This window comes from Pseudoalteromonas sp. XMcav11-Q (genome assembly GCF_040104525.1).
GTDB lineage: Bacteria > Pseudomonadota > Gammaproteobacteria > Enterobacterales > Alteromonadaceae > Pseudoalteromonas.
In genome coordinates this window covers 57,359-79,913 of record NZ_JBECOX010000006.1, presented here as the reverse complement: position 1 = coordinate 79,913, position 22,555 = coordinate 57,359, and the positions used below count along the sequence as shown (strand labels likewise).

General features: G+C 43.3%; 23 protein-coding genes. 12 read left to right on the top strand and 11 right to left on the bottom strand.

What is annotated here, in order from left to right:
- The first annotated feature begins 25 nt into the window (after positions 1–25).
- From nrdR to ABMY45_RS11505, 9 genes are all read left to right on the top strand, one after another.
- The gene (nrdR, locus tag ABMY45_RS11545) at positions 26–475 is read left to right on the top strand and encodes a transcriptional regulator NrdR (RefSeq protein ID WP_010372109.1); all 450 of its coding nucleotides are present in this window, start codon (positions 26–28) and stop codon (positions 473–475) included.
- Positions 472–1,584, top strand: a complete 1,113-nt coding sequence (gene ribD, locus ABMY45_RS11540) for a bifunctional diaminohydroxyphosphoribosylaminopyrimidine deaminase/5-amino-6-(5-phosphoribosylamino)uracil reductase RibD (RefSeq protein WP_235366552.1) — start codon at positions 472–474, stop codon at positions 1,582–1,584. Before nrdR ends, ribD begins: the two co-directional genes overlap by 4 nt.
- Position 1,585: 1 nt before the next feature.
- Entirely contained in the window at positions 1,586–2,242 is a 657-nt protein-coding gene (locus tag ABMY45_RS11535) for a riboflavin synthase (RefSeq protein WP_010606132.1), read from the top strand.
- 28 nt (positions 2,243–2,270) lie between these two features.
- Positions 2,271–3,383, top strand: a complete 1,113-nt coding sequence (ribBA, locus tag ABMY45_RS11530; RefSeq protein WP_010606133.1) for a bifunctional 3,4-dihydroxy-2-butanone-4-phosphate synthase/GTP cyclohydrolase II — start codon at positions 2,271–2,273, stop codon at positions 3,381–3,383.
- Between the two features lie 127 nt (positions 3,384–3,510).
- A complete protein-coding gene (gene ribE / locus ABMY45_RS11525; protein WP_010372096.1) occupies positions 3,511–3,975 on the top strand; it encodes a 6,7-dimethyl-8-ribityllumazine synthase in 465 nt (154 codons plus the stop codon).
- An 11-nt stretch (positions 3,976–3,986) separates the two neighbouring features.
- Entirely contained in the window at positions 3,987–4,397 is a 411-nt protein-coding gene (gene nusB / locus ABMY45_RS11520) for a transcription antitermination factor NusB (protein ID WP_010372094.1), read from the top strand.
- A 43-nt stretch (positions 4,398–4,440) separates the two neighbouring features.
- On the top strand, positions 4,441–5,403 hold the full coding sequence (thiL, locus tag ABMY45_RS11515; RefSeq protein WP_174169863.1) for a thiamine-phosphate kinase: 963 nt from the start codon (positions 4,441–4,443) through the stop codon (positions 5,401–5,403).
- A gap of 8 nt (positions 5,404–5,411) precedes the next feature.
- Positions 5,412–5,894, top strand: a complete 483-nt coding sequence (locus ABMY45_RS11510; RefSeq protein WP_010606135.1) for a phosphatidylglycerophosphatase A — start codon at positions 5,412–5,414, stop codon at positions 5,892–5,894.
- Positions 5,895–5,918: 24 nt separating this feature from the next.
- The gene (locus tag ABMY45_RS11505; RefSeq protein WP_010606136.1) at positions 5,919–8,999 is read left to right on the top strand and encodes a ligand-binding sensor domain-containing diguanylate cyclase; all 3,081 of its coding nucleotides are present in this window, start codon (positions 5,919–5,921) and stop codon (positions 8,997–8,999) included.
- Positions 9,000–9,053: 54 nt separating this feature from the next.
- Here the strand turns inward: ABMY45_RS11505 and dxs are convergent, their stop codons facing one another.
- From dxs to xseB, 3 genes are all read right to left on the bottom strand, one after another.
- A complete protein-coding gene (gene dxs / locus ABMY45_RS11500) occupies positions 9,054–10,916 on the bottom strand; it encodes a 1-deoxy-D-xylulose-5-phosphate synthase (protein WP_102057344.1) in 1,863 nt (620 codons plus the stop codon).
- Between the two features lie 164 nt (positions 10,917–11,080).
- Positions 11,081–11,980, bottom strand: a complete 900-nt coding sequence (ispA, locus tag ABMY45_RS11495) for a (2E,6E)-farnesyl diphosphate synthase (protein ID WP_174169864.1) — start codon at positions 11,978–11,980, stop codon at positions 11,081–11,083.
- Entirely contained in the window at positions 11,980–12,219 is a 240-nt protein-coding gene (gene xseB / locus ABMY45_RS11490; RefSeq protein ID WP_010606139.1) for an exodeoxyribonuclease VII small subunit, read from the bottom strand. The genes ispA and xseB overlap by 1 nt, the downstream gene beginning before the upstream one ends.
- Before the next feature lie 234 nt (positions 12,220–12,453).
- Between xseB and pomA the strand changes: the two genes are divergently transcribed.
- From pomA to ABMY45_RS11475, 3 genes are all read left to right on the top strand, one after another.
- Positions 12,454–13,221 carry a flagellar motor protein PomA gene (gene pomA, locus ABMY45_RS11485; protein WP_010606140.1) on the top strand — a complete coding sequence of 256 codons (768 nt, stop codon included), beginning with the start codon at positions 12,454–12,456 and terminating at the stop codon, positions 13,219–13,221.
- A gap of 2 nt (positions 13,222–13,223) precedes the next feature.
- On the top strand, positions 13,224–14,153 hold the full coding sequence (locus tag ABMY45_RS11480) for a flagellar motor protein MotB (RefSeq protein ID WP_174169865.1): 930 nt from the start codon (positions 13,224–13,226) through the stop codon (positions 14,151–14,153).
- A 178-nt stretch (positions 14,154–14,331) separates the two neighbouring features.
- Complete coding sequence (locus ABMY45_RS11475) at positions 14,332–14,835, top strand: hypothetical protein (RefSeq protein WP_147389350.1); 504 nt, start codon at positions 14,332–14,334, stop codon at positions 14,833–14,835.
- A 25-nt stretch (positions 14,836–14,860) separates the two neighbouring features.
- On the opposite strand, the gene ABMY45_RS11470 is transcribed toward ABMY45_RS11475, so the two are convergent.
- The 8 genes from ABMY45_RS11470 to ABMY45_RS11435 form a co-directional block, all read right to left on the bottom strand.
- Complete coding sequence (locus tag ABMY45_RS11470; protein ID WP_211866783.1) at positions 14,861–16,063, bottom strand: aromatic amino acid transport family protein; 1,203 nt, start codon at positions 16,061–16,063, stop codon at positions 14,861–14,863.
- Between the two features lie 253 nt (positions 16,064–16,316).
- On the bottom strand, positions 16,317–17,393 hold the full coding sequence (locus ABMY45_RS11465) for a tetratricopeptide repeat protein (RefSeq protein WP_174169867.1): 1,077 nt from the start codon (positions 17,391–17,393) through the stop codon (positions 16,317–16,319).
- A 180-nt stretch (positions 17,394–17,573) separates the two neighbouring features.
- A complete protein-coding gene (lipA, locus tag ABMY45_RS11460) occupies positions 17,574–18,539 on the bottom strand; it encodes a lipoyl synthase (RefSeq protein WP_010606145.1) in 966 nt (321 codons plus the stop codon).
- A complete protein-coding gene (gene lipB / locus ABMY45_RS11455; RefSeq protein ID WP_174169868.1) occupies positions 18,536–19,189 on the bottom strand; it encodes a lipoyl(octanoyl) transferase LipB in 654 nt (217 codons plus the stop codon). Before lipB ends, lipA begins: the two co-directional genes overlap by 4 nt.
- Before the next feature lie 18 nt (positions 19,190–19,207).
- A complete protein-coding gene (ybeD, locus tag ABMY45_RS11450; RefSeq protein ID WP_010606146.1) occupies positions 19,208–19,486 on the bottom strand; it encodes a DUF493 family protein YbeD in 279 nt (92 codons plus the stop codon).
- Between the two features lie 166 nt (positions 19,487–19,652).
- Positions 19,653–20,201, bottom strand: a complete 549-nt coding sequence (locus ABMY45_RS11445; RefSeq protein ID WP_211866779.1) for a hypothetical protein — start codon at positions 20,199–20,201, stop codon at positions 19,653–19,655.
- A gap of 158 nt (positions 20,202–20,359) precedes the next feature.
- Entirely contained in the window at positions 20,360–20,941 is a 582-nt protein-coding gene (locus tag ABMY45_RS11440; protein WP_211866777.1) for a hypothetical protein, read from the bottom strand.
- A gap of 418 nt (positions 20,942–21,359) precedes the next feature.
- Positions 21,360–22,523, bottom strand: a complete 1,164-nt coding sequence (locus tag ABMY45_RS11435; RefSeq protein ID WP_102057334.1) for a serine hydrolase — start codon at positions 22,521–22,523, stop codon at positions 21,360–21,362.
- Positions 22,524–22,555: the final 32 nt, after the last annotated feature.

The following is a 22,555-nucleotide window of genomic DNA, read 5'->3' as shown; positions in this document are numbered from 1 at the left end:
TGTTTTTGAGTCAACGAGAGCGTCTATGCATTGTCCATTCTGTACAGCCAAAGATACCAAAGTAATAGATTCACGTTTGGTTGCTTCCGGCCACCAAGTCCGTCGCCGTCGTGAGTGTATTTTATGCCACGAACGCTTTACTACCTTCGAGGGCGCAGAGCTCTTAATGCCGCGCGTGATAAAGCAAGATGGTACCAGGGAGCCTTTCAATGAGGATAAGTTACTCAATGGCATGCACCGAGCGTTGGAAAAGCGTCCTGTTAGTACAGAACAAATAGAAGAAGTAGTACACCAAATTAAATCTCAAATTCGTGGTACTGGCGAACGTGAAGTACCAAGCGACATGATTGGCGAATGTATTATGGAAGCCCTCAAAAAGCTCGATAAAGTGGCTTATGTGCGATTTGCTTCAGTATATCGCTCTTTCGAAGATATTCGTGAGTTTGGTGAAGAAATTGCGAGGTTGGGGGATTGAGCCAGTTCACAACGCAAGACCATGATTATATGAGCCGCGCCATCACGCTTGCAAAGCGCGGTAAATACACCACAACACCCAATCCAAACGTCGGCTGTGTGATCGTAAAAGACGGTGAAATCGTCGGCGAAGGTGCACACTTAAAAGCAGGTGAAGGCCATGCTGAAGTACATGCGCTTAAGCAAGCTGGAGCTAAAGCCGCAGGTGCAACTGCCTATGTAACGCTTGAACCATGTAGTCACTATGGCAGAACGCCGCCGTGTGCAAAAGGTCTGATTGACGCAGGCGTCAGCAGAGTGGTTGCAGCCATGGTTGATCCCAACCCACAAGTTGCAGGGCGTGGATTGGCAATGTTAGAAGCCGCGGGAATTGCAACGGCTTTTGGTTTGTTAGAGCCACAAGCAAGGGCACTGAATACCGGATTCTTGAAGCGAATGGAGTATGGGTTGCCGTTCGTGACTTGTAAGCTGGCCGCTTCTGTTGATGGTAAAACCGCACTAAACAATGGCCAGAGCAAGTGGATTACCTCAGCGGCAGCGCGCTTAGACGTACAGCGCCACCGCGCGCAGAGCTGTGTGGTCTTGACCGGAGCCGATACGGTTATGGTAGACAACGCAAGACTCAATGTTCGTGAGGAGTTTTTGCAAGACACCGATTATCCTCAATCTGAGCTACGCCAGCCGATACGTGCGATTATTGACTCACAAAATCGTCTGACACCAGATCTTGCGCTATTTACAATTGCATCTCCAGTGATTATTTTCCGCCGTACTATTGATAATTCAGTGCAATGGCCTCATTTCGTAGAGCAAATTGTCGTGCCTGAAATCAACGGTAAGCTCGACCTAAAAGCCGTGCTCAACAAGCTGGCTGAAAAGCACTGTAATTATGTTTGGCTAGAAGCCGGTGCCACCCTTGCGGGGGTAATGCATGAACAAGGGCTAATCGATGAATATATCATCTATTTGGCACCGAAAATAATTGGCGCTGGAAAAGGGCTGTTTAACACCACACCACTGAGTGCCATGTCGCAAATACCTGAGTTAGTGTTTGGCGACGTTTGCCAAGTGGGGCCTGATCTCAAACTTATCGCGACTAAAGAGAAGTAAAATGTTTACAGGTATTATCGAAGCAACAGGAACATTAACTCAATTGCAGCTCAAGGGCGGCGATTTAATTGTTCGTGTGACCACGACATCTCTTGATATGAGTGATGTAAACTTGGGTGATAGTATTGCCACGAACGGGGTTTGCCTGACCGTAACTGAGAAGTTTCATGATGGCTTCAAAGCCGATGTTTCTAACGAAACCTTAAGTTTGACGCGTTTTGCCGAGTACAAACAAGGCCAAAAGGTAAATCTTGAAAAGGCACTGCAGCCGATTTCACGCCTAGGCGGTCATTTGGTGTCAGGCCATGTGGATGGTATTGCTGAAGTGGTTGAGATAACCGCTAATGCCAGAGCGACTGACTATTGGTTAGCTGCGCCGTCATCGCTAATGAAGTATATTCCGTATAAAGGTTCGGTTGCCATTGATGGTATCAGTTTGACGGTCAATGCCGTGGAACAAAATCGCTTTAAATTGACCATAGTGCCACACACGGCGCAAGAAACGACGATTGCAGGTTTTCAAGTCGGGTCAAAATTAAACCTAGAGGTTGACCAAATCGCCCGCTACCTCGAAAGACTAATTCAGGGTGAGCCAAGCGCTGCCAGCGAGTCCACTCTCACAACCAGTCTATTGGCGAAAGCTGGCTTTATAAAGTAGCCATAGACAAAGTAAAAATGGGAAAACTATGAGTTTAAATAGTGCTGAGGAAATCATCGCGGACATTAAAGCCGGTAAAATGGTTATTTTGATGGACGATGAAGACCGAGAAAATGAAGGTGATCTGATCATTGCAGCAGAGCACATTACACCAGATGCAATTAATTTCATGGCAACATATGGTCGCGGGTTAATCTGTTTGACCATGACACAGGAGCGCTGTGAGCAGCTGAACTTGCCACTAATGGTGAAAACCAATGGCGCTCAGTTCTCTACCAACTTTACTTTGTCTATTGAAGCTGCGAAAGGCGTAACGACGGGGATTTCAGCGGCAGATCGCGCCCGTACAGTACAAGCTGCAGTTGCCAAAGGTGCAGTACCTGAAGATATCGTACAACCAGGTCATATCTTCCCAATCATGGCGCAACCAGGCGGCGTTTTAACGCGTGCAGGCCATACTGAAGCCGGATGTGATTTAGCGCGTTTGGCGGGACTGGAGCCTGCATCTGTGATTGTTGAAATTCTCAATCCAGACGGCACTATGGCACGTCGCCCACAACTAGAAGTATTCGCAAAAGAACACGATATTAAAATCGGCACCATTGCTGATTTAATTGAGTATCGTAACTTAAACGAAACCACTATCGAAAAAGTAGCAGAGTGTAAACTGCCTACTGAGTTTGGTGAGTTTAATCTAGTGACGTACAAAGACACCATTGATAATCAACTGCATTATGCGATGGTAAAGGGCGAGATCAAATCGGAAGAAGCCAATTTAGTACGTGTGCATTTGCAAAGCACGTTTAACGATATTCTTCATTCAGATCGCAGCGCGGATAGAAGCTGGACACTGCAAAGTGCCATGAAGCACATCGCCGACAACGAAGGCGTATTAGTCATTCTTGGTAAGCAAGAACGCAGCGAAGAGATGGAAGCGCTGGTTAAGGCATTTGCTGCGGAAGATGCGGGTGAACAGGTGAACTACCGTAAATTCCAAGGTACTTCGCGTACCGTAGGTGTGGGGTCGCAAATTTTGGCTGATTTAGGCATTCAGAAAATGCGCCTAATGAGTCTACCTAAAAAATATCATGCACTGTCTGGTTTCCACTTAGAAGTGGTTGAATACGTCGAACCAAAATAATTCCAAAATAATTCCAAAATGCCAAATTGATCGCAATCGCCTATATTCAGATAGTAGGCGATTGCCACATTACTGTGCTATCATGCGCCTCAATTTGGCAATTGCTCATACAGATTAGGAACATCTAATGAAAGTAATCGAAGGTAATAAATACGCTCCTGGCAAAAAATTTGCCATTGTCATTTCACGTTTTAACGATTTTATCGGTAGCAGCTTACTTGAAGGCGCTGTAGATGAATTAAAACGTACCGGTGGTGTTAGCGATGAAGACATCACGGTTGTATATGTACCGGGAGCGGTTGAACTACCACTAGCAGCAAAACGCGTTGCGATGAAAAAAGAGCACGACGCGATTATTGCGCTAGGTGTGATTATTCGTGGTGGTACACCACACTTCGATTTAGTTGCTAACGAGTCTAACAAAGGCTTAGCTAGCGTTTCATTAGATTATGATATCCCTGTCGCTTTTGGTGTACTTACTACTGAAAGCATTGAGCAAGCTATCGAGCGCGCGGGCACTAAAATGGGCAACAAAGGGGGAGAAGCCGCCCTTGGAGCTCTAGAAATGGTGAACGTGCTAGAGCAAATTTAAGAGGAATCTCAGTGAAACCAGCAGCTAGACGCAAAGCACGTGTACTTGCTTTACAAGCTATTTATTCTTGGCAGCTAAGTGGTAACCCAATTGCCGATATCGAACAGCAAATGCTGATCGAAAACGACGTAACTAAAGTCGATGTAGAATACTTCAAAGACTTAGCGCGTGGTGTTGTTGTTAACCAAAAGCAGCTAGACGAAGCAATTCGTCCGCATTTAGCTCGTCCACTTGAAGAATTGGATATGGTTGAGCTTGCCGTGTTACGTGTTAGTGCTTATGAGCTTAAATTCCGTGAAGATGTGCCATACAAAGTGGCTATCAACGAAGGTATTGAGTTAGCGAAAATGTTTGGCGCTGAAGAGAGCCACAAATTCGTTAACGGTGTACTAGACAAAGCGGTTAAGTTTATTCGCAAATAAGCTTTACTATAGGAATAGCCGGCCTTGGCCGGCTTTTTTGTGTATGAAAGAATTTGAGCTAATCAATCACTACTTTAAAGGCCGTGGCATTACTCGCCGAGATGTAGAGCTTGGGATCGGTGATGACTGCGCCTTGGTTTCAGTTCCTGCTGGCAATCAACTTGCGGTAACTACGGATACGCTAGTTGCGGGTGTGCACTTTTTTGAAGATATTCCACCTCGGGCACTAGGCCATCGGGTTATCGCTGTGAATCTTAGCGACTTAGCTGCTATGGGTGCAGAACCTACTTGGGTGTCACTTGGTTTAACGCTACCTAACGCTGACTTGGAGTGGTTAGAAGCCTTCACTGAGGGCATGCATGAAATTGCTGAGTATTATAACGTACAAGTAATAGGTGGCGATACAACGCAAGGTCCATTGACTATCACTGTATGTGCAAAAGGTATTGTACCAACTGGTAAAGCACTCAAGCGCTCAGGAGCACGGGTGGGTGATTGGATTTATGTAACAGGTCCACTTGGTGACGCAGGGCTTGCTATTGAAGCGCGAAAGCAGGGCTGGACACTTGAGCCAAAACATTACAAAGCGGCGCTTGAAAAGTTTCACTACCCAGCACCAAGGGTTGCTGCGGGCCAAGTTCTTAGGGGTCTTGCTACCTCTGCAATTGATATCTCAGACGGTCTACTCGCGGATCTTAAGCATATTTTACGTAGCTCGTTAGTTGGCGCTAAGATAAACGCCGATAAAGTTCCTCAATCTGATGCGCTGCGCTCAAGTCTTGATGAAGATGCACGCATGCGGCTCGCGCTCGGTTTTGGCGATGACTACGAGTTACTCTTCACGGTCAATGATAATAACAAAAATGCCGTGGAAACCAGATTGAAGCAATATGGTGTTGAGCCAGTTTGTATTGGCCAAATTACGGCTAATAATGGCGAAATTCAATTGCTCAAAAAAGGTCAACCTTACCAGCTCTCAGGGTTTGGTTTTGAGCATTTTAGCTAGGAGTTGGTTTGGCTAAGCAGTATGTATTTAATTTAAAGAAGCCGCATCAATTCTTTGCACTCGGGTTTGGTCTTGGTTTAGCGAAAAAAGCACCTGGTACTTTTGGCACCTTCGCCGCATTACCGTTTATTTTTGCAACCCAAGGCGCACCAATTTGGCTGCAATGTCTGGTTGCGATTGTCATGACGTTATTTGGGATCTGGGTGTGTGGTAAAACAGCAGACGATGTTAATGTTCATGACCACCCAGCCATTGTCTGGGATGAAGTGGCAGGTTTTTATATTACCATGATAGGGGCGGCGCTTAGCTGGCAGTCATTAATCGTTGGCTTTATTTTGTTCCGCTTTTTCGATATTTTGAAACCGGGTCCGATAAGATGGCTCGATAAACGTTTGCACGGTGGCTCGGGGATTATGCTAGATGATGTATTAGCTGGCATTTTTTCATTGATTTGCGTGCAAGCTTTGTTTAAAACTGGCATTTTAGTCTAACTGTGCTGATGTGATGGAATCGAGATGACAAGGCTATTGTTTTTCATTTTCACTTTGCTGCTACCAATTACGAGTTTTGCGGCGATAGATGATTACGTAGTTAAACAGTGGAATATCCAAAGTGGGTTACCGTCACAAAGCGTTAAGAGTGTCGTTCAAGACAATCAAGGCTACATTTGGCTCGGAACTCAGTTTGGCTTAAGTCGGTTTGATGGTCATCAATTCCAAAATTTCAACACCCAAAATACCGAGTTTTTAAATAGTAATGCCATTAATAAATTGGTGGTGGATCGATTTGGCATGCTCTGGGTTGGCACGCGTCGAGGATTGTTAAGACTCAATCCCCAAACCTTAGAAGCTCGGCGTTTCGATCTGCAGGGGCCTGTACGAGATATCTTGCAAGATGAAGATGGCGGGATCTGGATTGCTGCGAATGGTCTGTATTATGTTTCTGCGAAAAAGCTGACGTTAGCCGCCAATAACATCGAACAAAGTACGTTAGATGTGACTCAAATAAACCAAATCGTAGGTTCTGTGACTAAAATGGCGTTGGTGCCTGATGGTATTTGGCTAGTGAATGAACGTCACCTACTTAAAATCAGTGAATCAAGCAATCGCAACGGTGATGGCGTTAGGCTTGAGCTGGCGAGTAAGGTTTCACTACCTGAGCAGTTAGCGCAAACCATTATACATGACTTAGCTTGGGTCGATGGTAAGTTGTTCTTAGCATCAGAGTTGGGTGCGTATTTTCTAGATATTGACGAAGTACTACGCCGTTATCAAGATGCGGGTAACAATGCCGTATATAAGTTTCTAAATGATAAGGAAGGCGGGCTATGGGTCTCTACTTATGGTCGGCTGTTATATCGACAGAATAATGGTGTTTGGCAAGCTGTCGAGCCAATTCAGTTGGATCAAAGTATCTGGTTTGCAGATATCTTTATGGACAAAGATAATAATATCTGGCTTGCCAGTTTAAATGAAGGCTTGTGGCTGGCCCACTCAGGAAAAGTGGAGCGGCATCATATTGGTCCTAGAGTAAACCAAGCAATTTCAGCCATCACACAGGGGCCCTCTGGTCAGTTATGGGTCGCTAGTCGTGAGGGGCTTGGCATTATGGGATTGAATGATAGTTATCAACCCGTGCTAACTAGTGCGCAGTTAAATCGTTCCGTGATACACGACTTGGAGTTTATTGGCGAAAAACTCATTCTTGGGACAGACCGTGGTGCACTTATCTACGAAAATGGCACACTACAAAAATTAACTGAGCGAGAGCTCAGACAGAATCCAGTCTTTTCACTAAGCCCTTCAAACCGAGGGGGAATGTGGTTTGGTACAGGGAGAGGTTTGTATCGTCTTGATTACAAGGGGATAACGCCATTTGCCTACAACGCTTTTCTTGGTAGTCAATTTGTTACTTTTGTTGAGGATTTTCCGAGATATGGTTTTATCGGTACTAACAAAGGTGCGTATCGCTACAATGATAAAGGCATCGAAAAAATTGGTTCTCAAACGTCGTTGGATACCGCTTATATCACCAGTATTTTGCATTTGGATACTGTGACGACTTTAGTTGGCTCTCTCAACGATGGGTTATTCTATCGTACCTCAGACGGTGATTGGTATCAGCTTGATGCTTCAAATGGATTGCCTTACGGATCGATATTTTCTTTGCATTATGACAAGAGCAATCAGCTCATCTGGGTGAGCACAATGAAAGGGGTATATCGCATGCCCGTTGCGCAATTTGGTCACGTTATAGAGAGTTTGCAAGTTGAACAAGTAATAAGCCCATTCGATAGGCAGCTTGATGGCAGACCAAGCCAATGTTGTTCAGGCCTTGGGCATGATGCCGTGGTTGAAACCGAGTCAGCTATTTTTTACCCCAGCTTACAAGGCGTTGTTGAGATCCCTAAAAATGTCCAGCTTTTTGGCGGTGGGGATTTATTGCCAAGGCTAGAGTCATTGTCTACCCACGATAGAGTATTTAGTACAGAATCATTAAATCAAGTGATCCAGCTTGAAACATCGGAACGCGATTTAACTATCAATTATACAGCCATTGATTTTTATGCGCCTCATAGCATTGAGTTTAGATACAAACTCAATGGCCATGATACACAATGGCGGGATGCACAATCACGGCGTGAAGCCATTTACACCAATTTGCCTCCAGGCAACTTTACCTTTGTGTTAGAAGCTAAGCGTCAAGGACAAGATTGGGAAAAGGCTAAAGTGCTAAGCTTATCAATTGTACTACCTCGGCGCTTCGACGAAACGATTTACTTTAGATTGTTTATTACTTGTGCATTTATCTTTATGTTCTATCTGATTTTTTGGGTGTTTAGAGCACAAGAAAGAAGAAAGCAGGCCGCATTAGAGGCGTTAGTTGCAGAGCGTACAACGGAGCTTAGAAAGGCAAATGAAAAGCTAAATCAAGTTAATACACAACTTAAGCTGGTTAGTCATTCCGATGAGCTGACAGGCTTGCGAAGTCGTCGCTTTTTGTTTGATCAACTTCCTAAAGATGTTGAGCACTACCAGCGCAATGCTCAATCACTACAAGCCCAAAATAAGAGCCTAGTGCTCATGATCATGAATATCGATGACTTTAGTAAGATTAACGATTCTTATGGTCCTATTGGTGGCGACAGTTGCTTACAACAGTTAGCGACACTTTTAAATACCCGTACTCAAGGTTCAGACTATGTTGTTAGATGGAGTGGGGATGAATTCTTATTGTTATTGCGTGATTTCAGTCGAGATGACATTGAAGAGTATGTTAGTGATTTATGTAAAGCCATTGCTGAGACGGACTATCGACTTCCTAATGGAAAAACCACTAAGCTGACAGTTTCTATGGGGTGGTCTTATTACCCTCTACCACTACTCGGTGGCAAAGTGATTGGTTGGGAATCATCAGTGAATTTGGCTGATATTGCGCTGCATCAAGTTAAACAACGCGGTGGGGATGGTGCTGCAACAATTACTTTTGATGATCAGTTAGATGCTTTTGAGTTTGAACAAAGTGCGAATATAGAGTCTCAATTACAGTTATTACAAAGTAATGGGCTTGCTGAAATCAGTGTATGGATGAGGTAAAACTCATAGCAAAAAGGCTTCCAAATGGAAGCCTTTTTTAGGTTGAATGCAGACTCACGCAAGCCAAGCCTTAATTTGTTGACTGATGCCTTCGCTGTTTAAGCCCAGCTCGGCATGGATCTCAGTTTGTGAACCATGCTTAATAAACTCGTCAGGTAGACCAAGAAGTTTAATTGGTTTTTGATGGCCTTGAGCAATTAAATACTCGCTTACTGCGGAGCCTGCGCCACCGGCAATAGCATTATCTTCAAGTGTGACGAAGCGCTCGTGAGTTACAACCAACTCTTCGATAAGGGCGCAGTCTAAGGGTTTGACAAAACGCATATCTACAAGTGTGGCATTTAGCTCTTCGGCTACGGCTTGAGCGTTTTCAAGCAATGTACCAAAGCTTAAAATAGCCAGCTTTTCACCTTCTCTTACTACCTTGCCCTTACCAACTTCTATTGCGGTCATTTCCGTATCAATCTCGGCGCTTCCCGCACTACCTCTGGGGTATCTCACTGCTGCTGGCCTATCTAGGCGATGACCTGTGTAGAGCATTTGGCGGCACTCATTAAGGTCGCTTGGTGCCATGATCACCATATTCGGGATACAGCGCAAGAAACTTAAGTCGTATGCGCCTTGGTGCGTCTCACCATCCGCACCAACGACACCGGCACGGTCAATAGCGAACAACACTGGCAGATTTTGTAGTGCGACATCATGAATGAGTTGGTCGTATGCGCGTTGTAAGAAGCTAGAATAGATTGCAACCACTGGGTTGAGGTCTTCACAAGCAAAACCCGCTGCCAGTGTCACAGCATGTTGCTCAGCAATGGCAACATCAAAATATTGAGCAGGGTACTCTTTAGAAAAGCGTACCATGCCCGAGCCTTCACGCATTGCTGGTGTGATTGCCATGAGCTTATTATCTTGTGCAGCCATATCGCAAAGCCAATCTCCAAACACCTTTGAAAAGGTTGGTGCACTAGGTTTTGATTTGGGTAAGCTATGGACGCTTGGATCGAACTTAGGCACGGCATGATAACCAATAGGATCTGCTTCTGCAGGTTTATAACCTTTCCCTTTTTGGGTTTTAACGTGTAATAGTTGAGGGCCTTTTAGGTTACGCATATTACGCAGCGTATCTACCAAAGTATCTACGTTATGTCCGTCAATTGGGCCAATATAGTTAAAGCCTAGCTCTTCAAAGAAAGTACCAGGGATTATCATCCCCTTTAAATGCTCTTCCATACGGCCTGCAAGCTCTTTTACCGGCGGCACACCAGACAGCAGTTTTTTGCTGCCTTCTCGAATATTGGTGTAAAAGCTACCAGAGAGGATCTTCGCGAAATGATTGGTGAGTGCGCCAACGTTTTCAGAGATAGACATTTCGTTGTCGTTTAGGATCACTAACATATCTGGATTGATGTCGCCTGCGTGATTCATGGCTTCAAACGCCATGCCCGCGGTCATTGCACCATCACCAATAACGGCGACGGTCTTACGTCCAATCCCTTCTTTTTCAGCTGCGATAGCCATACCAAGTGCCGCTGATATAGAAGTGCTTGAGTGGCCAACACTAAACGTATCGTATTCGCTTTCTTCTCTATAAGGGAAAGGATGCAGGCCATCTTTCTGGCGGATCGTATGCATCCTATCTCTTCTACCTGTAAGTAGTTTGTGCGGATAGGCTTGATGACCTACATCCCAAACGAGCCTATCGCTTGGTGTGTTATACACATAGTGTAAAGCTACAGTAAGCTCTACAGTGCCTAAACCAGATGCAAAGTGACCGCTGCTTTGAGAGACTGAGTTCAGCAAATACTCGCGAAGCTCATCACTAAAGGCGGTTAACTTGTGCTGGGGTAATTGACGGAGTTGACTTGGCTCGTCAATTAACGCGAGTAAGGGATACTTGCTACTATCAAGTTTCATGGTATTTATCAGAGTCCTAAGTGAATCTCAGCGCAATTACTCACGTGGTCCACTTCATAATTATTAAAATTCTTCACTAACTTGTCATAATATTATGTTAGCCAGCGTTTACAAAGTTCTTGTGAATATTTTCTTAGCTTGGCGTAGCTATTTTATACGTCAGCTTAATATTCTCGATCTATGATGTATTTTGCTAAATCTGCAAGTATTTCTGTATTACCGTTGATACGTGTAAGCGCTTCTAAAGCTTCATCTATCAAATGTTCAGCTTTTTCTTTTGCTTGTTCTAACCCCAATAATGCTGGATAGGTAGATTTATTATGTTCTAAATCAGAGCCTTGAGGTTTACCAAGCACAAATGTGTCACCTTCTACATCAAGAATGTCATCTCTGACTTGAAATGCAAGGCCAATTGCACGTCCATAAGTACGTATCGCATCACGTGCTTGCTCTGAAACACGTTCCGGATCGCTACATAAGATCCCAAGTTCTACTGCACAGCTTAGTAGTGCACCTGTTTTTAGCTTATGAATACGTTCGAGCTCATCTATCGTAATTAAACGATTGGTTGCTGCTATATCGAGTGCTTGACCGCCTATCATACCTTGTAGACCCGATGCCTTGGCTAGCACTGAAATCATTTTTATTTGGGCATGGTGGCTTACCGCGAATGAATGTTCACTTAGCAGTTCAAATGCCAGCGTTTGCAGAGCGTCACCAGCTAAAATCGCGGTCGCCTCATCGAATTGGATGTGGCAAGTTGGACGGCCGCGTCTGAGATCATCATCATCCATAGCAGGTAAATCGTCGTGCACCAAAGAGTAGCTATGCACACACTCTATTGCGGCTGCAGCTTTGTCTAAATCTTCTGGAGCAGCACCAAATAATTCACCAGTACAATACACTAAAAACGGTCGCAAGCGCTTGCCGCCGTTTTCTATACTATAGCGTGTAGCCGCTTTTATATTCTCTTCAGTTTCAAGCACACTATCAAAATAGTGTAAAATGGTGTTTTCTACACGAGTTTTAGCAAACTGGAGCTTTTCTTGTAATTTTTTCGACATTAGGCTTCGTTATCAAATGGCTGTAATTGTGCTTGTTCATCCTCGCCCATTAAAATAGCGACTTGTTGTTCAGCTTGCTGAAGTTTCTGATTTGAAGCTTTTGCGAGTTTTATCCCGCGTTCAAACTGTTTAAGTGCTTGATCTAAAGGTAAGCTACCGTTTTCCATGTCTGCAACGATTTGCTCCAGTTCTTGCATGGCTTCTTCAAAGCTCAAGTTGTCTGGTTTTTTTACTGCCATATGTCACGCTGACCCGTAAAGTAAAAGTGTGGCAATTTTAGGGTGATTGTGCGCCAAGGTCAAAAAAACCAGTGACTTTTTGATCTGACCGAGTATCAGCATTACAAGATCTGCTATAAACTCGCATTTTAAACACTTTTTAATATAATAGTGTTAAGTTGTAGAAAAACTTGCCGATAACTCAAACAACAATAACTGCGTGATTTATCACAAATAACTTCCCCCGGAGGACATGTGGATTTAGCAACGGTAATAGGGATCCTGGGTGCCATAGGTTTAATTGTAATGTCCATGGTACTAAGTAGTGATGGCCAGATCGCTATGTTCTATAACACGCCTTCCGTCGTTATCGTATTTGGTGGTTCAATTTTTATCGTATTGTCTAACTTTACGCTTGGACAGTTTTTCGGAATTGGAAAAGTGGCCGGGAAGGCCTTCATGTTCAAGATTGAAACTCCGGAAGAGCTGATTGAAAAAGCCGTTGAGCTTGCTGATTCAGCTCGCAAAGGTGGTTTTTTAGCGTTAGAAGAAGCCGAAATCCCCAACCAGTTTATGCGTAAAGGTGTCGATATGTTAGTCGATGGGCATGATGCTGATGTTGTGCGTGCCACATTGCAAAAAGATATTGCCCTAACGTCCTCAAGACACGAGTTAGGCGCTGGCTTATTTAAGTCCCTCGCCGATATCGCTCCTGCTATGGGGATGATTGGAACGCTCATCGGCCTAGTAGCGATGTTATCTAACATGGACGATCCAAAAGCAATTGGACCTGCTATGGCTGTTGCACTTTTGACAACTTTATACGGTGCGTTTTTGGCTAACGTGGTTGCGATCCCAATTCAGGTTAAGCTTGAACTTCGTAAAGATGAAGAAGAGCGAAACCAGCGCCTTATCTTAGATGCAATCTTAGGCATTCAAGATGGCCAAAATCCAAAAGTCATTGAAGGTATCTTGAAAAACTATCTGCCAGAATCTAAACGTGGCGCTGAGGCTGAGGAATAATCATGTCAGATGAGAAAGAATGTAAATGTCCCCCCCCAGGTCTTCCTGCCTGGATGGGAACGTTTGCTGATCTCATGTCGTTGTTAATGTGCTTCTTCGTACTGCTATTGGCATTCTCCGAAATGGATGTACTGAAGTTTAAGCAAATTGCAGGATCGATGAAGTTTGCTTTTGGTGTGCAAAATAAAATTGAAGTAAAAGATATTCCTAAAGGTACCAGCGTGATTGCGATGGAATTTACTCCAGGAAAGCCAGAACCAACACCGATTGAAACGATTCAACAGCAAACCGTAGAAATGACGCAGCAAATGCTAGAGTTCCAAGCTGGTGACGAGGCTTCGGCGGGTGGCAGACAGGAGCAACGAGGCAATAAGCGTGGTGGTGAGTCTGCCAGTACTGCACAGGAAATGGCGTCAACCCAAGCAGTTGCTTCTGCGGACCAAGAGCAAGTAAACGAGCTCGTTAAAAAGATTGCACAGCAGCTAGAAAAGCAAATTATGGATGGTGCAATTGAACTCGAGTCATTAGGGCAGCAAATTATTATTCGCATCCAAGAAAATGGTTCTTTTCCTGCGGGAAGTGCGTTTCTACAACCTAAATTTGAACCTGTGATTGCCGAAATTGCAGAGCTGCTCAAAGATGTACCTGGTGAAATTACAGTGTCGGGTCACACTGATGACTTTAGAGTGACTAACGAACTTTATTCGAATAACTGGGATTTATCGGCAACTAGAGCGGTAGCCGTTGCGACTGTAATGGAGCGTGTCCGTGGCTTTGATAAGAACAGAATGGTTGTAGTTGGTCATGCAGACACTAGACCTTTAGTACCTAATGACAGCGATGCAGATAGGCGCCGAAACCGGCGTGTCGAAATCTCGATTTTACAGGGTAAAGCGAAAGAATCAGACCCTATTGAAGTTAGGAAAAATTAGTTACAGTTTGTTGCCAAATTACAGGGAATTCGCTATTGTTCCGTTTGGTTCTACTTAAAGGAGAAATAGAATGATTTCAATAAAAAAGCCCCAAAATTATAGATTGCCAGGTGGTAACGGCGATGGTGGTGACGCCGATGATGGTTCTGTAGAAAAGAAGCCAGAGTAGCGTTTAGCTATGTTAGAAGCTTGGGAACCTATTCGTATATTTTTTGCACATAACAGTGTGTGGATTGCTTTGCTTTCTGTTTTTCTTTGCTTTGTGTTAAAAGATAAAAAGGCGCTTAGATATTCACTACTTGTTGCGATTTTTTATATTGTGGGTACGTTCTCGAGCGACTTTGTTCGCTCTATTGATGAGCACCAAGTCATCCGTTACGTATACTGGGCCTTGAATGACATCCTATTTATGGGGATTGTTGCGTATTGGGCTGTAAAAGATAAAATGTATATGTGGCAGAGTATATTAGCCCAGCTCGTTGTTTTACCCGCGCCTATTTTACAACTGTTTAGATTAACTGATTACCATTTAATGGATTTGAGTTATTCGACTTATTTATACGCAACTATCATACCCATCACCAATGTGGTGACTTTGTGTTTGGCTTTTGCTCCAATAATTATGTTTTGGAAGCTTCATTACATTAGCGATGATATGGAAAAAGCAGGAGCTAGCCGATAGTGTTCGGCCAGCTATTGAAAAATACTCACCCCAAACTAGGAATAAGGCCAGCCATTTGCATTAGCTGAGAGGTGATGATCATCACACCGAAAACAGCGGCAAGTCCTAGTCCAAGCGTACCTCCTTTAACCTGATATCCATCATTACCTCTGGTTTTTCTCTGTTTCCATACCATAGCAACTGGTAGAAATACCGCTAACACCACGAGCGCAATCGCTGCATATCCCAGTGCCATAATAAAGCCCTTTGGATAAAAGAGGGCAAAGCCAAGCGGTGGTAAGAAGGTAATGAATGCCGTCTTGATGCGGTCTTTCTTAGTATCTTGCTTCTTAAAGGCATCTGCAAAAAAGTCGAATAAGCCGAGACTCACGCCTAAGAATGAAGTCGCGAGAGCAAGATCTGCAAACACAGTTACAAATAATTGTACGTTGTCGTTGTGTGCGATAGAAGAAATACTGGTTACAAAACCCGGCAGTCCCTCACTTGCCATTAAGCTCTCTTGCCCCATAACACCTTGGCTTAGTAATTGCCAAAACACATAAATGATAAGGGGGAGGGAGGCACCAAACATCATCACTTTACGTAATTGACGAATATCTACACCAACGTACTTGACGATTGAGGGGATTGAACCATGAAACCCAAATGAAGTGAAAATTACAGGAATTGCCGCAATTACAAGCCCTTGCTCCACAGGCATATCGATAAGATGTTGGCCATGAACATAGGGAGTCAGGATAAAAAATAAACTCGCGAGCACGATAACTTTAATGGTAAATAGTAATTGGTTAAGCTTATCGACGGTACTTGTGCCTAATGTCACTATGGTTGCAATGATAACAGCAAGTAGTACTGAACCGAGTTGGGGAGTGATCCCGTCACCCAATACACTAATCAGTTTGCTTTGAAGTTGTGCACCACCTCCCGCGATATAAGCTGCACACAGCGCATAGAATAAAAATACCATAGAAAAGTTAGCGACATATTGGCCCGATTTACCAAGTAAGTTTTTCGCCAGTGTATTTAGCGTAGCGTCTTGATCCGCGTACTGATGTATTTCCAGCATAAGTAAAGCGGTATAGGTCATTAGCAACCATGTGATTGTTAATAACGCGATAGCGGTAGAAAAGCCGAGTCCTGCGGATGCAATCGGGAGGGCGAGCATACCTGCGCCAATTGTAGTACCTGCTACAATTAGCATGCTGCCCAAAGTTTTATTCTTAAGCACGTTTTGCCCCTGATTATTATTATCTGGTGAGGCAAGATATAACGAATAGCACGGAATTGAAACCGTTTTGCTGCTAATACCAATTTGCGTATAAAATTCATGTGTCAAAAACAAAAAAGCCGCATATCAATATGCGGCTTATTCTAATCACCAGTATTTCCATCCAGTGAATTTGTGCTTGTACCCTTAACTTTTATATAAAGTCTTCATCTCTCATGAAAATGCACCGTATCAAGCTAACTTACCTAAGAGTCTATTGTGCTCGTACTAAATTGTCAAACCAATCTTGACCTCTCGCACTGAGCGACTTTAGCACAATAAGGTCACTTTCACCGTCAGGTAGCTTCAACCTTAGATGCTCATCAAGCGCAATTGCACGTTCCAAATGGCTGCGGATCTCACCCAGCGTCCGGACCATACAATCTAGCTCCTCAGGTAAGCCTTCGCTAAAATCTATACGAGTCTGATAACAGGCTATATTCCAATGCATACGAGCTCTGACGGACTCACTCATATCTGAAATGGAAAGTGCGCTTTCTAGCAACTTGATGGCTTCTGCGAGCTTACCATCTCGGCTGAGTGCTCTGGCTTTTATGCCAATTGCTCTTGCATGGTTTGGGTGAATGTTGGTAAGAATGTCATCACAAACCTTAATTGCTTCATCGTATTGTGAGTTTGCAATCAATTCCCTAGCACGTTGGAGTGCGATCTCTACGGTATTCTTACGTGCTATTTCATACTCTTCTTTAACCTTTTGTTGGATGTCATTGAATTCATCTTCGCCAACGTAGCGTTTGTAGGCGCTAGAAACGAGTCCTACACCGCCAAAACCGCTTAAAATAGAGAATGAAAAGATCTTAATCCAAGTCCAAAATGCTTTATCAGAACCGGTAATTGAGTCATTTTCCCGTTTCAGATTGTGCTCTACGACCACTTTGATAATGCGGTTGATCTCAACGGCATTATCGTTATGCGCAGATGAAAACATTGCCACGGGAATGAGTATCTCGTCATTGTTTTGATGGTGGGAGTCGTGCTCACCATTTTGATATGATTTAAATGCATACTTACTGACTGGGCTGAAGTCTGCAGCGCCCGCCATGGTGAGCACACCGATTGCCATAAATGCTGAGATCACACCGGCTAGAATGACACCGAATCCACCTAAGTCCCAATACTCTGGGGCGGCGCTATTCGCACTCTTAAACTTAGGTTTGCGAAACTTATATGACGACGTTGAACGCATCGCTTGTAAGAGCCCACCTAAGCTGCCTCCAAGCACCACAACGGCAATAAAAATAGCGTAAAAGCTGATTGGTCCGTATTCCATATTAAAGTTATGTCCGAAAATTAGGGAGCAGTTCTCTCAGGTTAAGTAACTGAACTTTGGCTATTTTACATTGAATTTACAAAAATGCGTAGGGGGAGAGTGGAAATTGCATGGATATTGCTCCTACTTACGGCTAGGAGCAATATACGTTTTACTTGAACTTAAGTTCAGGAGCAGCAGTTATTTTACTTCTTTACCGGCGGCTTGCTGATCTGCATGGTAGCTAGAGCGTACAAATGGTCCGCAAGCTGCGTGGCTAAAGCCTATTTCGTCGGCATACTCTTTTAGCCCATCAAACTCTGCCGGTGGCACGTAGCGCTTTACCGGTAAGTGGTGCTTTGAAGGTTGTAGGTACTGGCCTACCGTAAGCATATCTACGTTATGCTCGCGCAAGTCTCTTAAGACTTCTTCAATTTCAGAGATTTCTTCGCCCAGTCCAACCATTAAGCCAGACTTAGTTCTTACCTCTGGATGCGCTTCTTTAAAACGGCGTAGCAATTCGAGTGACCACTTATAGTCGGCACCTGGACGCGCTAGCTTGTAAAGTCTCGGTGCAGTTTCAAGGTTGTGGTTGAATACATCCGGTGGTGTTTCACTCAAAATTTCAAGTGCTCTGTCCATACGGCCGCGGAAATCAGGCACAAGAATTTCGATTGTAATACCTGGGTTATGCTTACGGATCTCACGAATACAGTCAGCAAAATGTTGTGCACCACCGTCGCGTAAATCATCACGGTCAACAGAGGTAATAACAACGTAGCTTAACTTCATGTCTTTGATAGTGAGCGCTAGCTTTTCAGGCTCTTGGGCGTCAGGTTTTAGTGGACGACCATGAGCCACATCGCAGAATGGACAGCGGCGAGTACAAATTGCACCTAAAATCATAAAGGTTGCTGTACCGTGATTAAAGCACTCAGAAAGGTTAGGGCATGACGCCTCTTCACAAACAGAGTGTAAGCCGTGCTTACGCATTGCTTGTTTAATGCCATCGATACGTTCACTTGATTTTGGCAAACGGATCTTTAACCACTCAGGCTTTCTCAGCATTTCTTCGCGTTCTGTTGGCATGACTTTTACTGGGATCAATGCCATTTTTTCAGCATCGCGGAGCTTTACCCCAGGCTCCATTTTGACTGGTTTACTCATACGTTTTCAAACCCTTCAGTGTATTCGACATGCTCAGCATTAATGCGTTTTAGCATGTGTTTTACCAGACCGGCCCCCGCATCAGCGACGGTTTGAGGTCCATTAATTTCGCTACTTTGCACCATATTCATGCCCGCGTAACCACAAGGGTTTATTCGTAAAAATGGACCAAGATCCATATTGACGTTGAGTGCGAGCCCATGAAATGAGCAGCCACGACGGACTCTAAGTCCAAGAGATGCTATCTTGCTATCGTTGACGTATACACCTGGTGCATCGGCTTTAGCATAAGCCTCTATCCCATATTCTTTTAGGGAGTCGATAATGCTTTCTTCTAGCCAAGTGACGAGCTCACGTACCCCTATTTTCAATCGTCGTAAGTTGAGCAGCACATAAAGCATTTGTTGCCCAGGACCGTGATAGGTAACTTGACCGCCGCGATCCACTTTTACGACGGGAATGTCACCTGGCGCCAAAACATGCTCTTCTTTACCTGCTTGACCTTGCGTAAAAACAGGCTCATGTTCCACCAGCCAGATTTCATCCGCTGTGGTGTCATCACGCTCGTCGGTAAAAGATTGCATTTTGTGCCAAATTGGTTCGTAACGACAAAGGCCAAGTTGGCGCACAATTAACTTACGAGATTCCATAACTAGGGTCCTTACCAACTACAGGATGTAGCGGACGTCTTCGATGCCACCGATCTCGGTATAAATCTGCTCGATATGCTCTTTGCTGGTTACTGTAACGACTAGAGATACGGCTTCATAGGTGCCTTTACTGCTTGGTTTAACCTTTGGTGCATAATCACCAGGTGCAATAACCTGCAGTTTGGCTAGGATCTGATCCGTCAAATTGACATTTGCTAGGCCCATAATTTTGAATGTAAATGGGCAAGGAAATTCTAAGTATTCATCAAACTTAGTATTTTTAACTGGTTTTACCACGACGGTATCCTCACAACGAACTACTTGCTGACGCCTTTATTTGGTCACTTAGGGACTCTTTCAAGCCTTGAGTTTCCAAGGTCGTCATTTATTGGCCGCATTCTATCATTTTTAAGACAAAAAAAAACGTCCATACGCAGGACGTTTTTGCTAAGCCGTATAGAGCTTAGTGAGTGTTAGAGATTAAACCCTTACAATCATCGAAAACTTCTGAGGTGAGAATGAGAAGAAAAAAATGACTATTGTTAGCAAAGGTTAGATCATCAAAGAAAAATTGCAATACCGTCATTACGAATAGTAGCAGTAAAATTCCTGTTTTTTTTCGTTTAAAACTATTAATAATATTTTCTTTAGATTGTAAGAACTTAGTATTTAAAACGAGTATTAATTGATAGATGATAGCGGCAATCACCATAAAATTGATTACTGTAACGAACACAGGGCGAAGTGGAAAAGCAATAAGACCAAAAAATATTACTACGAAAGCAAATAAATATCTCAAGTGTCCAAAGTTGTGACTTGATTCTAAGCTAGCATCGCTATTTTTTATTAAAGAACTTAACTCATAGAGCATGGAATAGAGTATTAAATAAAATCCAATATATGAAAGTTCTGGCATCTTTAAATGGTAGCTTAACGCAAGGAAGGTAAGATAAGCCATCATGCTAATGTAGATATAAAATGGAGTGGACTTTATTTGTTCAATGAAAGTCATTAATTTATCCTTTTATTTTTCCATTTGATTCTATTGTTTTGTTTTATATAAATTAATTTAATGCTTGTCAGAGGTAAAAACCTTATAAAGAAAAGATGATTACATTCGATATTTGCGCTGTTTATCTAAATAGGCTAGTGCGAGAACTCTAAACTAGTTTAATCAGTTTCAAAAATATCCTCACTAATGATATGGTTTAAGTACTGCATGTAGCAGCTAAAAATAACCATATAATTAGCAGCCAACGCTTCTACGGGTATAGATAGAAAAGGTGTGGTGCACATCACAACAATGAGTACCAGGTTAACAGAAAGAATAAACCTCGACTTGGTTTTTAACCTCTCCTTTATCGCGTCAATAGCGGACATTTTTCTTATTTTATACACAATTCTTATAACATGGGCTGCTAATAACATAGCGAATGCAATATTAAAAAGTGTAAGTAGTAGGTATTCAAGGTGCAGCCCGGCAATACTTATACAAGCAAACGCTAGCATAAGTAGCAACTGTATCCAGTGCTGTTTACAGTAAGCTATGAGCGTAACTTTTGCACAAGCTCCTTGTTCTTTTGCCACTACGGATAATAAATCCCAAGTAGGTACAATTAGCGCCATATAAAAACCAATATATAAAAGTAGGCTTGACTTGTATAAAATAGCAGAGAAAAGCAGTAATACTGCAATAGTCAACTTGGCTACTGGTAAGCCTGGTTTTAGGTATATATGATCTATGTAGTTCATAGGAAAGCCTTTTGTGTATCACCTCTTAGATTAACATCTCTCTACTTCTTCTCATTCATAACAGTCATCACCGGTACAAGTCAGGATACTCTGCTGAACAAAAATCTCCGAAGAGCTACTGGGACCGCTGTCATTATTTCCACAGTCACAAGGAGTTTCTACACTTCATCATTATTACCGCGATTGTCGCCATCATCACTTAAATATCCTTTTATTTATAATTCGAGTTTGTACCCGAAATTGATTATTACAAATTGTTTTTAAATTGTAAACTTAAAGTGAGTTTTCAGCCGTGTGGTATGTTGAAAAGGGGGCTAGATTAGAAAGTATGAATGTCAGGAAAGTGAAGGGAAATAAATAAGCTTTATAGGAAAGATAAGCCAACCAGTTTGTCTCGGCTGGCCTATCAGATAAGGAATTACTGCGAGATCTGTAAACGTAGGTAGTCGTAGATCTTGCTAAAGAATCCACCTTCTTGGATCTCTTCAAGCGTAACCAGCGGGTATTGTGCTACGTCTTCACCTTCAAGCTGTAAGAACAAAGTACCAACTTTAGTACCTTTTGCTAGCGGCGCTTCGAGTGTTTTATCTAACTCAAAGTTAGCCTTTAAGTTCTTGCTTTGACCACGTGGAATAGTGATTGGCGTGTCTTCCATAATGCCAAGCGATACGGTTTCTTTGTTACCCATCCATACGCGCTGATCGGCAAAAGCGTCACCGGCTTGGTAAGGAGTAATGGTTTCAAAGAAACGGAAGCCGTAGTTAAGCAACTTTTTGCTTTCAACTTTACGTGCTCGCTCACTCTCAGTACCCATGACGACTGCAACAAGACGCATATCATCTTTAACCGCTGAAGTAACAAGGCTGTAGCCGGCATCTGAGGTGTGGCCGGTTTTAATGCCGTCCACTTCAAGGCTTGCATCCCAAAGTAGTGAGTTACGGTTATATTGCTTTATACCATTGTATGAAAAAGACTTTTTCTTGTATAAAGCGTATTCGTCAGGTACATCACGAATAAGTGCGGCACCTAGAGTCGCCATGTCTCTTGGAGTGGTGTAATGCTCATCGGTGTCTAGGCCATGGCTATTGATAAAGTGACTATTCGTCATGCCTAGCTTTTCAGCATGTGCATTCATCAGATCGGCAAACGCACTTTCGCTACCAGCAATGTGCTCGGCCATTGCAACACAAGCATCATTGCCAGATTGAATAATGATCCCGTGGTTTAAGTCATCGACACTGACCTGCTTACCGACTTCGATAAACATCACCGACGAACCGGGAAAATTCTTAGCCCATGCTTTTTCACTAATGGTGACCTGATCAGATGGACTAATGTTACCTGCCGCGATTTCAGTACCAATAACATAACTGGTCATCATTTTGGTTAAACTTGCAGGCGCTAGCTTAGTATCGGCTTCACCCTCTGCAATCACCTTTCCTGTTGTGAAATCTACAAGGAAATAGCCTTTCGCATTGATTTGCGGCGGTGAAGGAATAATTTGTGCACTGGCACTCATAATAGAGAAAGTGCACACCAGTCCAAGGACTTTTTTAACGATTTTTGGTTTGATAGAAGTCATTATGCTCGCTTTTTTGTTTATCGGCATTCATT

What these genes read in the sequence shown, in the direction of transcription:
- lipA (WP_010606145.1), bottom strand. Translation starts at nt 18,539, where the DNA reads ATGAGTAAACCAGTCAAAATGGAGCCTGGGGTAAAGCTCCGCGATGCT.
- thiL (WP_174169863.1), top strand. Translation starts at nt 4,441, where the DNA reads ATGAAAGAATTTGAGCTAATCAATCACTACTTTAAAGGCCGTGGCATT.
- nrdR (WP_010372109.1), top strand. Translation starts at nt 26, where the DNA reads ATGCATTGTCCATTCTGTACAGCCAAAGATACCAAAGTAATAGATTCA.
- ABMY45_RS11440 (WP_211866777.1), bottom strand. Translation starts at nt 20,941, where the DNA reads ATGAACTACATAGATCATATATACCTAAAACCAGGCTTACCAGTAGCC.
- dxs (WP_102057344.1), bottom strand. Translation starts at nt 10,916, where the DNA reads ATGAAACTTGATAGTAGCAAGTATCCCTTACTCGCGTTAATTGACGAG.
- ABMY45_RS11480 (WP_174169865.1), top strand. Translation starts at nt 13,224, where the DNA reads ATGTCAGATGAGAAAGAATGTAAATGTCCCCCCCCAGGTCTTCCTGCC.
- ABMY45_RS11475 (WP_147389350.1), top strand. Translation starts at nt 14,332, where the DNA reads ATGTTAGAAGCTTGGGAACCTATTCGTATATTTTTTGCACATAACAGT.
- ispA (WP_174169864.1), bottom strand. Translation starts at nt 11,980, where the DNA reads ATGTCGAAAAAATTACAAGAAAAGCTCCAGTTTGCTAAAACTCGTGTA.
- ribE (WP_010372096.1), top strand. Translation starts at nt 3,511, where the DNA reads ATGAAAGTAATCGAAGGTAATAAATACGCTCCTGGCAAAAAATTTGCC.
- ribBA (WP_010606133.1), top strand. Translation starts at nt 2,271, where the DNA reads ATGAGTTTAAATAGTGCTGAGGAAATCATCGCGGACATTAAAGCCGGT.
- ABMY45_RS11505 (WP_010606136.1), top strand. Translation starts at nt 5,919, where the DNA reads ATGACAAGGCTATTGTTTTTCATTTTCACTTTGCTGCTACCAATTACG.
- ABMY45_RS11465 (WP_174169867.1), bottom strand. Translation starts at nt 17,393, where the DNA reads ATGGAATACGGACCAATCAGCTTTTACGCTATTTTTATTGCCGTTGTG.
- xseB (WP_010606139.1), bottom strand. Translation starts at nt 12,219, where the DNA reads ATGGCAGTAAAAAAACCAGACAACTTGAGCTTTGAAGAAGCCATGCAA.
- lipB (WP_174169868.1), bottom strand. Translation starts at nt 19,189, where the DNA reads ATGGAATCTCGTAAGTTAATTGTGCGCCAACTTGGCCTTTGTCGTTAC.
- ABMY45_RS11445 (WP_211866779.1), bottom strand. Translation starts at nt 20,201, where the DNA reads ATGACTTTCATTGAACAAATAAAGTCCACTCCATTTTATATCTACATT.
- ABMY45_RS11435 (WP_102057334.1), bottom strand. Translation starts at nt 22,523, where the DNA reads ATGACTTCTATCAAACCAAAAATCGTTAAAAAAGTCCTTGGACTGGTG.
- ABMY45_RS11535 (WP_010606132.1), top strand. Translation starts at nt 1,586, where the DNA reads ATGTTTACAGGTATTATCGAAGCAACAGGAACATTAACTCAATTGCAG.